The sequence below is a fragment of the Pseudomonas sp. PDM32 genome (genome assembly GCF_019219225.1).
GTDB classification, from domain to species: domain Bacteria; phylum Pseudomonadota; class Gammaproteobacteria; order Pseudomonadales; family Pseudomonadaceae; genus Aquipseudomonas; species Aquipseudomonas laurylsulfatiphila.
Map to the genome: position 1 here is coordinate 138,526 of NZ_JAHUWE010000009.1, position 13,769 is coordinate 152,294.

Below are 13,769 nucleotides of genomic sequence, written 5' to 3' on the forward strand. Positions count from 1 at the left end.
CGTCGAGCTCGCCGATGTGCAATGTATGGAAGTCAATGATTTACGTCGCCTTCGCACTGCTGGTGGCGACCCCGGGATGGCTGTCGGCGGAGACCATGGCCGACACCCTTGCTCCCGCCCCCACAGCCCCGGTCATCAGCATCTCCGACAGCGAATTGCTGGGGTTGCAAAGCCAGCTGAACAGCCTCAAGCAGCAGGTTTCCCAGGCCAGCACCTACACCCAGCTGGAAAGCTCACAGGACCTGGTGCTGGCACTGATCCAGAATATTGAACGCCTCTCCACATCGCTGCTGCCTGGACAGGCGCAGTTGCAGGCGCAACTCAACGTGCTGGGGCCAGTGCCGCTCGACGAGAGCGCACAGGTGACGTCTGCCATTACCACCCAACGAGACACCCTGGGCGAGCAAAAAGACAGGATCGACAACCAGCTCAAAACCCTGGCAGCGCTGAAAGTCAGTGCCGCCGAGCTGATCACCCAGATTGCCAGTATTCGCCGCAGCCTGCTGGAGGCGGAGGTGACCCAGCAGACCAACAGCATCCTGAACCCGCGGTTCTGGTCGCCATTGTTCGATCTTCCGCTCGATGACCGCCAACGTTTCAGCGCCCTCGTCCAGCAACTCAATGTCACGCACCAGGCGGCCTGGCAACCCGGTCAACGCGCAATCACGGCCTCCCTGCTGGTTCTGGCCCTGGTCATCTGGAGCCTGGGGCGAAAACTCGCCGGTCGGGGTCTGGCGTGGCTGTGCATTCATCGAATGCCCGAAGGCCGGTTACGGCGCAGCTCCCTGGCATTGGCCTCGGTACTGGCGACGGTGCTGAGCGCCGGCATCGCCCTGCAATTGCTGCACTTTGCCGCGACCCGGCAACTGCCCTACACCCCGCTGCTGGCCGACCTGGCGCAATACCTGGAAAAGCTGGCCTATACCTGCGTGATGATCACCGGGTTGAGCCGTGCGTTGCTGTCGACCAAACATCCTTCATGGCGCCTGCCCGATATCGCCGATCCGGTGGCGCTGGCGATGGAGCCCTACCCCAGGCGGCTGGCCAGCCTGCTGCTGGTGCTGGTCACACTGGTGCAGATGAGCAACGTCACCGGCATGAGCGCCGAAGTGGTGTTGTTCGGCCGGGGAATCGTGGCGTTGGTCGTGGCACTGGTGATCGGCGCGCTGCTGTTGCGCGTCAGCAAGACCCGACGGGCGCTGATCGTTGCCGGAGAGACTCCCGAAGGCGTCACCACGTCCGCCGGCCTGATTTATGTGTTTGCCGGCATTGCCGTGGTGGTATCCCTGTTCGCCCTGGTGATCGGTTACGTGACGATGGCACGGTTCATCACCTATGAAATGGTGTGGATTTTCATCGTCTTCGCCGCGTTCTACCTGCTCACGCAGGTGTACCAGGACACCTGCGAATCGCTTTTTTCACCCAGGCAACCAACCGGCAAGGCGATCAAACAGCTGCTGGGCATCGGTAATCCACGCCTGGAGCAGATATGCACGGTGTTTTCCGGGGCGGGCCGCGCCATCCTGATGCTGGTCGGCGTCATTGCGTTGTTTGTCGGCGGGGTCGGTACGACGTTCGGGCAACTGGTCACCAGCACCGCGGCCATTCTCGGTGGCGAAGGGCTGCGCAAGCTGAACATCGTCCCGGACAACTTGATGCGTGCCTTCCTGACACTGCTGATCGGTGTCTACCTGATTCGCACACTACGCCGCTGGCTGGACGCCGAGTTCCTGCCGAAAACCGAGATGGACCCGGGCATGTGCGCCTCGCTCAGCACCCTGTTCGCCAACATCGGATACGCGTTGGTCGTGCTGCTCACGCTGTCGTCGCTGGGGATCAAGTGGACCAACCTGGCCTGGATCGTCAGCGCCTTGTCGGTGGGCATCGGCTTCGGCCTGCAGGAGATCGTGAAGAATTTCATCTCCGGCTTGATCCTGCTGACCGAGCGCCCGGTGAAGGTCGGCGACCTGATCAGCATCAGTGGCGTCGAAGGCGACATACGACGGATCAACGTGCGGGCCACGGAAATACAACTCGCCGACCGCTCGATCATGATCGTGCCCAACTCCCACCTGATTTCGCAGAACCTGCGCAACGTCACCCTCGGCGGCAGCGCCCAGGGCGTGGTGATACTCGAACTGATGTTCCCACTGGATATCGATCCGGAACTGGTGCAAAACCTGCTGATGGACAGCTACACCGAGCACGAATCCATTCTGGATAAACCGACGCCGTTCTTGCGCTTCAGCCAGTTGAAGCCGGAAGGCATCACCTTGACCATCACCGGCTACGTCGGCAGCCCACGCACGGTCGGGGCGATCAAGAGCGAGTTGCTCTTCGAGATACTCAAACGCCTGGGTGCCGCCGGCATTGAACTGGCGAAACCGCCGGTTGCGTGACGCAATCAAAGTGTTAACGATGTGAGCGCAGCATTAAGCGGACAACTGGCGCTTGAGATGGACGTCGCTATCCAGTTGTATCGCCTGCAAAAAAGCAGGGTCGTGAGAGACCACGATCAATGCCCCTTGATATTGATTGAGCATCTGCTCCAGCGCGATTCTACTGGGCAGATCCAAATGGTTATCCGGTTCGTCCAGCAACAGCAATTGCGGTGGACGCTGTGCATACAACTGCGCAGCGAGCGCTATTTTCAGGCGTTCGCCGCCACTCAACTGGCAGGTCTTGAGCACCGCACGGTCTGCATCAATTCCCATCTGGGCCAGGCGGGTCCGCGCCTCGGCCTCAGGCAACTCAGGATTGCTCTCGTGGAGCCATTGCACCGCCGTGCGTTCGGGGTGCTGCAACCCGGCGTGTTGATCCAGCCAGCCGACATGGCAACTGCGCATGAGTTCGCCTTCGCGCACCGGCAGTTGGCCGGCGATCACTCGCAACAGCGTCGACTTGCCGCTGCCGTTGGCCCCCAGGATCGCCATGCGCATAGGCCCGGTCAGCGTCAGATTGATCGGTGCTGCGTAACCGTACGGGAGAATGACGTCGTTGAGTTGCACAACCAGCTTGCCATTGGGCACTACGCTTTCCGGAGACAGCATCATGCGTTGAATGTCGGGCGCACACCGCGCCCTGGCCTCGGTGATTCGTTGTTGCTGCTGTTCCCGGGCCAACTGCTGGTTCAAGCGCAACTTGCCCTGGCTGTTTTCGCTGCGTTCTTTCTGGGCGTTGGTGATGAGCTTGGTCTGGTTACCATCGCGAGCCTGACGGTCGCCACGGGCATTGCGTCGCTGCTGACGCTCCATCTGTATGACCATCTCGCGTTGCTCGCGTTTGGCCTGCGCCCGCTCACCTTGCAATGTCGACTGGAACGCCTGCTGCTCCTGCTCGCGCGCCGCCGCATACTGACTGTAGTTGCCGCCATAAGCCGCCAGCCCCAATGGCGACAGCTCGACGATTTCGTCCATGTGCTCCAAAAGCCCTCGGTCGTGACTGATCAACACCAGGCCGCTCGGCCAGCGATCGATCTGCTGCGCGAGCTTGTGTTGCTGATCCCTATCGAGGTGGTTGCTGGGTTCATCGAGAATGAGCCAATCGGCTCTGGAGAGCCATGCCCCCAGTAGTGCCACCCGCTGTCGCTCGCCACCACTGAGTGCGTTGGTACGGGAGTCGGCGTTCAAATGACCCAGCCCGATCTGCGCAAGCTGCGCGTCAAGACGAGTGGCACAGTCCCATTGGTCGACCGCTAGCGCATGGTCGTCATCGTCGACGCTGCCTTGGGCAATGCGATCCAGCGCCGCCAGAATAGGGGCAACCCCGGCCAGCGCGGCAACGCTGGGATAACGCTCCGGTTCCAGTAACTGCGCCACGGCGTAAACCCGCCCTTCGCGACGGACGATGCCGCTGGTGGGCTGTTGCTCCCCAGTCAGGAGCCGGCCAAGCAAGGACTTGCCACAGCCATTGGCGCCGACGATCCCCGTGGCCCTGGGACTGAAGGTGTGGTTCAAGTTATCAAACAATACGCGCCCGTCGGGCAGGTTGAATGACACTTGATCAAGTTGGAGTAACCGTTGAGTCATGACGCCCATACAACCAACAAACCGCATTGATCGCAACAGCAGCCATGATTTTCAGAAAGATCCGTCAGACTCATGCTGAAAATTCATTGCCACCCCAGACAATAATCATTCACTTAGCCTTCTGAACGGATGGCATGAGCCGATTTAGATGTTTTGCCTGCGCCGCAATGGCATTGGTAGCGCAGACCCTGTAGTAGCTGGCGCATCCGAACGTAAGCTGCGCCGGCTGCTCGATGTAACTCAATGCGCGATACACACCGACTTGGGCTCGGTGAAGCCTCAATCACCGCACGACCAAACTCGCGCCCCATGCCCGATTGCTTGACGCCACCGAACGGCATCGTCGGGTCGAACAACATGTGAGCGTTGCCCCATACTGTGCCGGCTCCAACTCGCGAAACCGCCACCTACAGCGCCCCCCAATCCGTAGGAGCTGCCGAAGGCTGCGATCTTTTGATCCTGATTTTTAAGATCGCAGCCTTCGGCAGCTCCCACAGGTTCATCAGTGGGCGATACACACCGACTTGAGCTCGGTGTACGCCTCGATCACCGCACGACCGAACTCTCGGCCCATGCCCGATTGCTTGACGCCACCGAACGGCATTGCCGGATCGAGCAGTACGTGGGCGTTGACCCACACCGTGCCGGCTTCAATGCGTGGCACCAGGTTCATGGCTTTGCCCAGGTCGTTGGTCCACAGGCTGGCGGCCAGGCCGTAGCGGTTGTCGTTGGCCAGTTCGATCACGGCGTCTTCGTCGTCGAACGGCATCACGCCCAGTACCGGGCCGAACACTTCTTCGCGGGCCACGGCCATGCTGTGGTCGATGTCCGCCAGGATGGTCGGCTGCACGAAGAAGCCGTCGCCCTCCAGCAACTCACCGCCAGCGACCACCCGCGCACCTTCCTGGCGGGCCAGTTCGATATGCCTGAGCACGCTTTGTTGTTGCTTGCGCGACACCAGCGGGTTGATCGCCGCGTCACCGTTCATGCCCGCGCCAATCGGCATCGCCGAGACCGCGGCGGCCAGGGCCTCGACGAATTTGTCGTGGATCGAGCGGTGCACATAGAAGCGCGATGCCGCGGCGCAGACCTGGCCGTTGTTCAGCAGGCCACCGAGGATCGCGCCTTGCACGGCTTTTTCGATGTCGGCATCGGCGAGCACGATCATCGGGTTCTTGCCGCCCAGTTCCAGGGAGAAGCGCGTCATGTTTTCCATGCACGCCACGCCGACGCTCTTGCCCACGGCGGTGGAACCGGTGAACGACACCTTGCTCACCAGTGGATGCGAGGTCAGCACACCGCCGACCGAGGCACCGCCACCGGTGACCACGTTGAACACGCCGGCCGGGATACCCGCTTCCAGCGCGAGTTCGGCCAGGCGCATGGCGGTCAACGGGGTTTCCATCGCCGGCTTGATGATCACCGTGCAACCAGTGGCCAGGGCGGGCATCAGCTTCCAGGCGGCGATCAGCAGCGGGAAGTTCCACGGCACGATGCCGACCACCACGCCCACAGGCTCTCGTTTGGTGAACGCGGTGAATTTGGCACCCGGTGGCAACGGAATCGACACGTCGAAGGTCTGCCCTTCGATCTTGGTCGCCCAGCCGGACATGTAGCGCATGAACTCCACGGTTGCATTCAGGTCCAGCGCTCGGGCCATGTTGATCGACTTGCCCTGGCTCAGGGTTTCCAGTTGGGCCAGTTCTTCGGCGTGTTCTTCGACCAGGCGGGTGAAGTTCAGCAGGATGCGCTCACGGTCGGCCGGGCGCAGGCTCGACCACACGCCGGATTTGAACGCCTTGTGCGACGACTGTACGGCGCGCTCGACGATCTCCAGCGGCGCATCCAGGGTTTCGCACAGGGTTTGCCCGGTGGCCGGGTTGACCACGGCGATGCTGTCGCCCTCGGCAAATACCCACTGGCCGTCAATGAAGCAGCCGTGACGACGTTCGAGGAATGCAGCCACCTGGGGCAGGATTTCAACGTTGCTCATAATTCACCTTTCATTCAGACGATTTGTTCAGGCGTAAATGCGGCCTGATCAGTGTTGTTCTTTGAGGAAACACGCGACCGCCTGGCGGTCGTCGGCGGAAGCCAGGCCCATGTACGGCATGTAGGTACCCGGTACGTAGGCCTGGGGCTGGGTGATCAATTGCGTGATGTTCTCGGCTTGCCAGCTGACGTCTTTGTCGCGCATGGCCTGGGAGTAGCTGAAGCCCGGCAGCGAGCCGGACTTGCGCCCGTACACGCCGAACAGGTTCGGCCCCATCATCCCGGTCGTACCCTTGGTCACCGCGTGGCAGACGCTGCACTCAGTGGCAAACACTTCGGCACCACGCTGGGTATCCGTGGCGCACTCGGCGGCAGACACCGCCTGAACCAGGGTGAAGGACAGCAAGCCGATGAGGGGCAAACGCAACGAAGTGAACATAAGAAAACGCCCTTGAAAATCCACGCGCTCGCCAGCAGGCGAACACAACACCAAAAAATGCCGAGGCCAGGGTGCTTCGGCAGCTTGGTGGGGATTGTCGGCGGTCGTCGGCACGCAGGTTTTGCCCTGCGTGCCAGTTATGTTGGCCCGGCTGCCAAACCGGACAATCTGGCATGCACAACCAACTAATTGGCAAACAGGGAAAAGGGCAAACGAAAGCCGCGACTTAGTATCCGGGCAGACCGCAAACCTGCGCTCAAGAACAAGAACGGATGCCACACCATGCTCAAGTCCCCCTTGCTTCGTCTCTCGACGCTCGCGCTGATGATCAGTGCCGGCCAGGCCAATGCCTATGAGCTGTACGCCGATGACGACAGCCATCTGAACGCCACCCTCGAAGCCGCGTTCGGCATTTTCCACAGCCAGGAAAACTACGCCCTGTCCGGCCGTCTCGACGAAGGTTCCTCGTCGTGGCGCGAGGGCTACATCAAATACGGTTTGAGTTTCGACAAGGGCCTTGGCGGCGCGGGCACGGCGTACGGCGCAGGCAACCTGCTCAGCTCCGGCACCTGGGGCGACGGCGATGCCGCCGGTTTCAGCGATGGCACCGAACGCACCACCAAGTTCGAAGACGCCTACCTCGGCTGGCGTTCGGCCGATCTGTTTGGCGCCTTGGGCAAGGACGGTGTGGACCTGTCCTTCGGCCGCCAGAACATCGTGGTCGGCGATGGCTTCCTGATCGACGGCGACGCCCTGAACATGGGCAAGGGCCTGGCCGACGGCGAGTTCAACCGTGGCGGCGCCTACTACCTGGCCGCCCGCAAAGCCTTCGACGAAACCGCCGTATTGCGTCTGGGTGGCAAGGAAGGCTGGCGCAGCGACCTGATGTGGCTCAAGTCCGACAACCGCGCCCAGGCCAAGACCGAAATGTACGTCGGCACCCTGGAGCACGTGGCCGAGGCCGGCACGGTGGGCCTGACCTACATCAAGACCACCGACATCGACGAGCAGTACGCCTCGCCGATCCAGCTCGAACGCGACGGCATGAAGACCTACAGCCTGCGCGCGGCGGGCAATGCCGGGGTGAAAGACCTGTTCCTGTCCGGTGAGTACGCCAAGCAGGACAAACCCCACGCCGCCACCGAAGACGCCTGGTACCTGGAAGCGGGCTGGACCTTCTCCGACGCGATCTGGACCCCGAACGTCAGCTACCGCTACAGCCGCTTCTCGGAAGGCTACGACACCTTGTTCTACGGTATGAGCCGTGGTTATGGCACCTGGTTCCAGGGTGAAGTGGCGGGCAACTACGCCGGGCCGTTCAACAGCAACTCGCGGATTCAGAACGTCGGGCTGAAAGTCTCGCCCCTGGAAAACCTCAACCTGGGCGCGCTGTACTTCAACTTCGACACCATCGACCGCAGCCTGGGCAATACCGACGGCCACGAAGTCGACCTGTATGCCGAATGGCACGTCAATGACCACCTGACCGTGATGCCGCTGGTGGGCATCTTCCAGCCGGACAAGAGCGCCGAAAACGGCGGCACGCAACTGGGCAACAACGACCGGAACGTCTATGCCCAACTGCTGTTCGTCACCGGTTTCTAACCTCGGTCGTGGGCAATGGCAGCGTCATTGCCCACGTGGAAAAAGGTATTTCCAATGCACAAGAAACTCCTGACGATCCAGAGCAAGATCGCCCTCCTCGCCGGGCTCTGCCTGCTGCTGGTCGTCGGCTTGTTGATGGGCTTGTCGCTCTATCAGACCCACAAGAGCAGCCGGCAGGTTGCACAAGCCAGCGGTGACATGCTCGCCAATGCGGCCAGGGAGCACATGCAGGCCCTGGGCACAGTGCAGGCCATGCAAGTGCAACGCACCTTCATGCAGACCCACGAATATGGCCAGGGCTTATCGCGCTACCTGTTGTACCTGCGACAGCTGCAACAACAGGGCAGCCTGACCCGCCAGCAACTGCGCCGGGAGCTGAGCACCCAGCTTCACCAGGCCTTGATCGACAAGCCCGACCTGCTCGGGCTTTATGTCATTTTCGAACCCGGTGGACTCGATGGCGACGACGCCGCTTTCGCCCATCAGGCGGACATTGGCAGCAACGAAACCGGGCGCTTCGCCCTGTATTGGGTGCAGAGCAAACCCGGCGAACTGCAAGCGGTGATCGGCGACGAAGGCCTGCTCGCCAACACCGAGCCGGGGCCGAGCGGTGCGCCCTACAACGCCTTCTATACCTGCGCCCGCGACACCCGTCAGGCCTGTGTGCTCGAGCCCTATTTCGACGAGGCGTCCGGCAGCCGCAAACTGGTGACCAGCGTGGCCTTCCCGTTGCTGGAAAACGGCAAGGTGATCGCCGTGGTCGGGCTCGACATCAACCTCGCCGCCCTGCAACAGAACAGTCAGGCCAGCGCCCGTGAATTGTTCGAAGGCAACGGTCGGATCAGCATCGTCAGCCCGCGCGGGGTGATCTCCGCCAACAGCCAGGACTTCAGCCGCCTCGGCCAGCCGATGGACAGTGCCGAGGTGATGGACGCCTTGCGCCAGGGCGAACCCAAGGTGTTTGTCGACACCCGGCAGATCAAGGTGCTTGAGCCGCTGTCACCGATTGCCGGCGCCGCACCGTGGGGCGTGCTGGTCGGCGTGCCGCAAGAGGTTTTGCTGGCGCCGGTGACCACCTTGCAGAAGGAACTCGATGCCCAGGGCGTGCAAAGCACCGCGCTGGAGTTGCTCCTCGGTGGCGGTTCGGCCCTGCTCGGTCTTCTGTTGATCGGCTACACGGCGCGGCGCATTACCCGGCCGCTGCAAGTGCTGACCCGCGTGATGGAGGACATCTCCCTCGGCGAAGGCGACCTGACCCGGCGCCTGCAGGTGCAATCGCGGGATGAAATCGGTCAACTGGCGACCGCCTTCAACCGCTTTGTCGAACGCATCCACCAGTCGATGCGCGAGGTGTCCTCGGCAGCCCTCGGCGTCAATGAGGGTGCCCGGCGCGTGCTGAATGCATCGAACGCTTCGCTGAGCAATTTCGACGATCAATCCACCCGCACTGGCAGCGTGGCGGCGGCGATCAACCAGTTGGGCGCGGCCGCCCAGGAGATCGCCCACAACGCCAGCGATGCCTCGCACCAGGCGTCCAGTGCCCGACAACAGGCCGAGGACGGACGCCAGGTGGTGCAACGCACGATCGAGGTGATGCACGAACTGTCGGGCAAGATCAGTGCCTCGTGCGCCAACATCGAAGTGCTCAACGACAAGACCGTGAACATCGGGCAGATCCTCGAAGTGATCAAGGGCATCTCCCAGCAGACCAACCTGCTGGCGCTCAATGCGGCCATTGAAGCGGCGCGGGCCGGTGAAGCGGGCCGTGGCTTTGCGGTAGTGGCGGACGAAGTGCGCAGCCTGGCCGGACGCACCCAGACCTCGGCGCTGGAGATCCAGCAGATGATCGAAGAGCTGCAAGTGGGCGCACGCGAATCGGTCACCACCATGACCGAGAGCCAGCGCCACAGCGAAGAAAGCGTCACCATCGCCAACCTCGCCGGCTCCCGCCTGGGCAGCGTGACCCAGCGCATCGGCGAGATCGACAACGTCAACCAGTCCGTCGCCGCCGCCACAGAAGAACAGACGGCGGTGGTCGAGGCCCTTAATGTCGACATCACCCGGATCAACACCTTGAACCAGCAAGGGGTGGAGAACCTGCAAGCGACGTTGCGCGCCTGTACCGAGCTGGAGCAACAGGCCGGACGGTTGAATCAGTTGGTGGGGAGTTTTCGGATCTGAGAGTTGTGTTGCCTGACACTCCGTCTTCGCGAGCAAGCCCGCTCCCACATTTGGATTTCTGCCATGCACAACATTTGTGTACACCGCAGTCCCCTGTGGGAGCGGGCTTGCCCGCGATGAGGCCAGCACATCCAACATCACCGTCGCCTGACACCCCGCCTTCGCGAGCAAGCCCGCTCCCACATTTGGATTTCTGCCATGCACAACATTTGTGTACACCGCAGTCCCCTGTGGGAGCGGGCTTGCCCGCGATGAGGCCAGCACGGCCAACATCATCATCGACTGACACCCCGCCTTCGCGAGCAAGCCCGCTCCCACATTTGGATTTCTGCCATGCACAACATTTGTGTACACCGCAGTCCCCTGTGGGAGCGGGCTTGCCCGCGAAGAGGCCAGCACATCCAACATCCTTGCCGACTGACACCCCGCCTTCGCGAGCAAGCCCGCTCCCACATTTGGATTTCTGCCATGCACAACATTTGTGTACACCGCAGTCCCCTGTGGGAGCGGGCTTGCCCGCGATGAGGCCAGCACATCCAACATCACCGTCGCCTGACACCCCGCCTTCGCGAGCAAGCCCGCTCCCACATTTGGATTTCTGCCATGCACAACATTTGTGTACACCGCAGTCCCCTGTGGGAGCGGGCTTGCCCGCGATGAGGCCAGCACGGCCAACATCATCATCGACTGACACTCCGCCTTCGCGAGCAAGCCCGCTCCCACAGAATTCGCCTGCGGATACACACCAAAATCTGGCACCCACAACCAACCACATGGCACACACGCACACCTGCCGCGCCACACCCCCGGCGTAGTATCGAAGCCGACCTCTGGGGCACAACCCGCTCCAAAGTGCCCTGCAATGCAACGCTGAACCCCTCCACATCTCACTAAAACAATAAATCGACCTTCGGGTCGCGGGAGATTTCTGTGCTCAAGAAAAGTGCGCTGGGCTGGCCAAAGATTGCCGGCCTCGGAATTGCGTTGGTGGTGGCCGGGCAGTTTTCCGGCTGGAACTTCGGGCTGGCGGCCGGTGGCTGGCTGAACATGTTGATCGCCACGTTGTTGATGGCCCTGCTTTGTGGCGGCCTGGCCTTGTGCGTGGCGGAACTGTCCACGGCGTTGCCCAGCGCTGGCGGCGTGTTCGTGTATGCGCAAAGTGCGTTCGGGCCGTTCGTGGGGTATCTGGTCGGCGTCGCCTGTGCCTTGGCACTGACCATCGGCACCGGCGCAGCGGCGACGTTCATCTGCGCCTACACCGAATCGATTTTCGGCCTCGGTGGCTGGCCGGTGAAGATCGCCCTGTTCGCGGTGATCATCGGCATTCACATGCGCGGCGTCGGTGAGGCCATGGGCCTGACCTTCATTGCCGGCGTGATCGCCGTGGTCGCCCTGCTCACCTTTGGCGTGGCCATGGCGCCCCATGTCGAACTGGCCAACTTGCTGAAACTGCCCGCCAACGTCGTCACCCCGGTCAGCCTCGGCGGCATCTTCGCCTGCGTACCCTTCGCGATCTGGTTGTTCATCACGGTCGAGCAAACCGGTTCGGCAGCCGAAGAAGCGCACAACCCCGGTCGTACCATGCCGCGGGGCATTCTGGCGGCGATCGGCACCTTGCTGGTGACGGCGCTGGTGGTGCTGGTTTGCGCACCCGGTGCCGGTGGCGTCGAGCTGGTCGGTTCGGCAGGTGATCCGCTGTACGCCGCGATGTCCGGCAACAGCGCCTTCGGTGACGGTTCGTGGCTGGCCAAGGTGATTGGCTGCGGCGCAGTGTTCGGCCTGATCGCTACCTTCTTTTCACTGGTGTTCGCCGCGTCCCGGCAGTTGTTCGCCATGGCTCGCGACGGCCTGTTCCCGCAATGGCTGGGCAAGACCGGCAAACGCGGTACGCCCTGGCCGGCGCTGTTGCTGATTGGCGCCATCGGTCTGCCGTTGTCCGAAGTGGACCCGGCCACGGTGATGCTCGCGGTCGTGTTGCTGCTCAACGTTGGCTACCTGTTCATTTTCGCCGCGTACCTGCGCATCAAGACCGGCCAGCCTGACCTGCCACGGCCCTTCACCTTGCCCGGCGGCAAACTGGTTGCCTGGCTGGGCCTGGCCCTGACGCTGGTGGTGATCGCCGCCTGCTTCCAGCTCGACCTGCTGATGCTGATCGCCCTCGCCGTGACCTTCAGCCTGTGCATTTTCAACTACCTGCTGCGCAACCGTCGCGCCACCGTCATTGAGGTTCCGGACCATGCCTGAAGACACTCTGCTGCAACGCCGCCATCGCGTACTGGGCAGCGCCTCACCGCTGTTCTACGACAACCCCTTGCACCTGGTGCGTGGCGAAGGTGTCTGGCTGTTCGACGTCGACGGTCGTCGCTACCTCGACGTCTACAACAACGTGCCCTGTGTCGGTCACTGCAACCCTCACGTGACCGAGGCCATGCACCGCCAGGCCACCACGCTGAACATCCACACCCGCTACCTCGACGAGCAAGTGGTGCGCTATGCCGAACGCCTGACCGCGACCTTCGGCGAACCGCTGGACACCGCGATGTTCACCTGCACCGGCAGCGAGGCCAATGAGCTGGCGCTGCGACTGGCGCGCTTTGCCAGTGGCGGCGCCGGCATCATCGTCAGTGACTACAACTACCACGGCAACTCGGCGTCGCTGGCGCAAGTCACCACCGCCCTGCCCTCGCCGGAACCCTTCGCCGCCCATGCCCGGGCCGTGCCGATTCCGTGCCTGTACCGCGCGCCGGCCGGCACCACCGAGGCGCAACTGGCCGAGCAATACGCGGCCAACATCGCCGCGGCAATTGCCTCAATGCAGGCCCAAGGCATTCGCCCGGCCGCGTTGCTGATCGACACCCTGTTCGCCAACGAAGGCCTGCCACGGGTGCCGGCCAGTTTCGTCAACAAGGCCGCCGCGCTGATCCGCGCCGCCGGTGGTCTGTTCATCGCCGACGAAGTGCAGTCCGGCTTCGGCCGTACCGGTGATCACCTGTGGGGTCATCAGGCCCACGGCGTGGTACCGGACATCGTCACCCTCGGCAAACCCATGGGTAACGGCTATCCACTGGCCGGCTTGATCACCCACAAGGCCCTGGTCGAATCCTTCGGGCGCCATGCGATGTACTTCAACACCTTCGGTGGCTCGCCCGTGGCGGCAGCGGTCGGCATGGCGGTGCTGGACGTGATCGAGCAACAACAACTGCTGAAAAACGCGCAAAACGTCGGCGCTTACGTGCAACAACGCCTGCGAGAGCTGGCCGCCAGGCACTCGATCATCGGCGACGTGCGCGGCAAGGGCCTGTTCTTCGCCATGGAACTGGTGCGCGACCATGCCAGCAAGGAACCGGCCGGCCTGGAGGCGCGCAAGGTAGTCAACGACATGCGCGAGAACGGCGTGCTGATCAGCAAGATCGGCGCCGGCGACAACATTCTGAAGCTACGCCCGCCGCTGGTGTTCGGCCGCGATCACGCCGACCTGTTTGTCGACACCCTGGACCACGCCCTGAGCGCGATTTGAGGCCCTG

7 protein-coding genes and 3 pseudogenes are annotated in these 13,769 nt (G+C 62.5%); 6 read left to right on the forward strand and 4 right to left on the reverse strand.

Features of this window, described 5'->3' with window-relative positions:
- The first annotated feature begins 14 nt into the window (after window positions 1-14).
- Complete coding sequence (locus tag KW846_RS18365; protein ID WP_218484062.1) at window positions 15-2,399, forward strand: DUF3772 domain-containing protein; 2,385 nt, start codon at window positions 15-17, stop codon at window positions 2,397-2,399.
- A 33-nt stretch (window positions 2,400-2,432) separates the two neighbouring features.
- Here KW846_RS18365 and KW846_RS18370 read toward each other — a convergent pair whose 3' ends face one another.
- From KW846_RS18370 to KW846_RS18385, 4 genes and pseudogenes are all read right to left on the reverse strand, one after another.
- Window positions 2,433-4,028 (reverse strand): ABC-F family ATP-binding cassette domain-containing protein, encoded by a 1,596-nt coding sequence (locus tag KW846_RS18370; protein ID WP_218484348.1) that lies wholly within the window; start codon window positions 4,026-4,028, stop codon window positions 2,433-2,435.
- Window positions 4,029-4,268: 240 nt separating this feature from the next.
- A pseudogene (locus KW846_RS30510) lies at window positions 4,269-4,378 on the reverse strand (aldehyde dehydrogenase family protein); the annotation flags it as partial.
- A gap of 152 nt (window positions 4,379-4,530) precedes the next feature.
- Window positions 4,531-6,021: an aldehyde dehydrogenase family protein gene (locus KW846_RS18380; RefSeq protein WP_218484064.1), complete on the reverse strand. Its 1,491-nt coding sequence runs from the start codon at window positions 6,019-6,021 to the stop codon at window positions 4,531-4,533.
- 48 nt (window positions 6,022-6,069) lie between these two features.
- On the reverse strand, window positions 6,070-6,459 hold the full coding sequence (locus KW846_RS18385) for a cytochrome c family protein (RefSeq protein WP_218484066.1): 390 nt from the start codon (window positions 6,457-6,459) through the stop codon (window positions 6,070-6,072).
- A gap of 282 nt (window positions 6,460-6,741) precedes the next feature.
- Here KW846_RS18385 and KW846_RS18390 point away from each other — a divergent pair, with 282 nt between their 5' ends.
- The 5 genes and pseudogenes from KW846_RS18390 (at window position 6,742) to KW846_RS18405 (ending at window position 13,762) form a co-directional block, all read left to right on the forward strand.
- Window positions 6,742-8,064 carry an alginate export family protein gene (locus tag KW846_RS18390; RefSeq protein WP_218484067.1) on the forward strand — a complete coding sequence of 441 codons (1,323 nt, stop codon included), beginning with the start codon at window positions 6,742-6,744 and terminating at the stop codon, window positions 8,062-8,064.
- A 273-nt stretch (window positions 8,065-8,337) separates the two neighbouring features.
- A pseudogene (locus KW846_RS30515) lies at window positions 8,338-8,847 on the forward strand (cache domain-containing protein); the annotation flags it as partial.
- A 372-nt stretch (window positions 8,848-9,219) separates the two neighbouring features.
- A pseudogene (locus KW846_RS30520) lies at window positions 9,220-10,245 on the forward strand (methyl-accepting chemotaxis protein); the annotation flags it as partial.
- A 930-nt stretch (window positions 10,246-11,175) separates the two neighbouring features.
- On the forward strand, window positions 11,176-12,489 hold the full coding sequence (locus KW846_RS18400; RefSeq protein ID WP_218484072.1) for an amino acid permease: 1,314 nt from the start codon (window positions 11,176-11,178) through the stop codon (window positions 12,487-12,489).
- The gene (locus KW846_RS18405) at window positions 12,482-13,762 is read left to right on the forward strand and encodes an aspartate aminotransferase family protein (RefSeq protein WP_218484074.1); all 1,281 of its coding nucleotides are present in this window, start codon (window positions 12,482-12,484) and stop codon (window positions 13,760-13,762) included. The genes KW846_RS18400 and KW846_RS18405 overlap by 8 nt, the downstream gene beginning before the upstream one ends.
- Window positions 13,763-13,769: the final 7 nt, after the last annotated feature.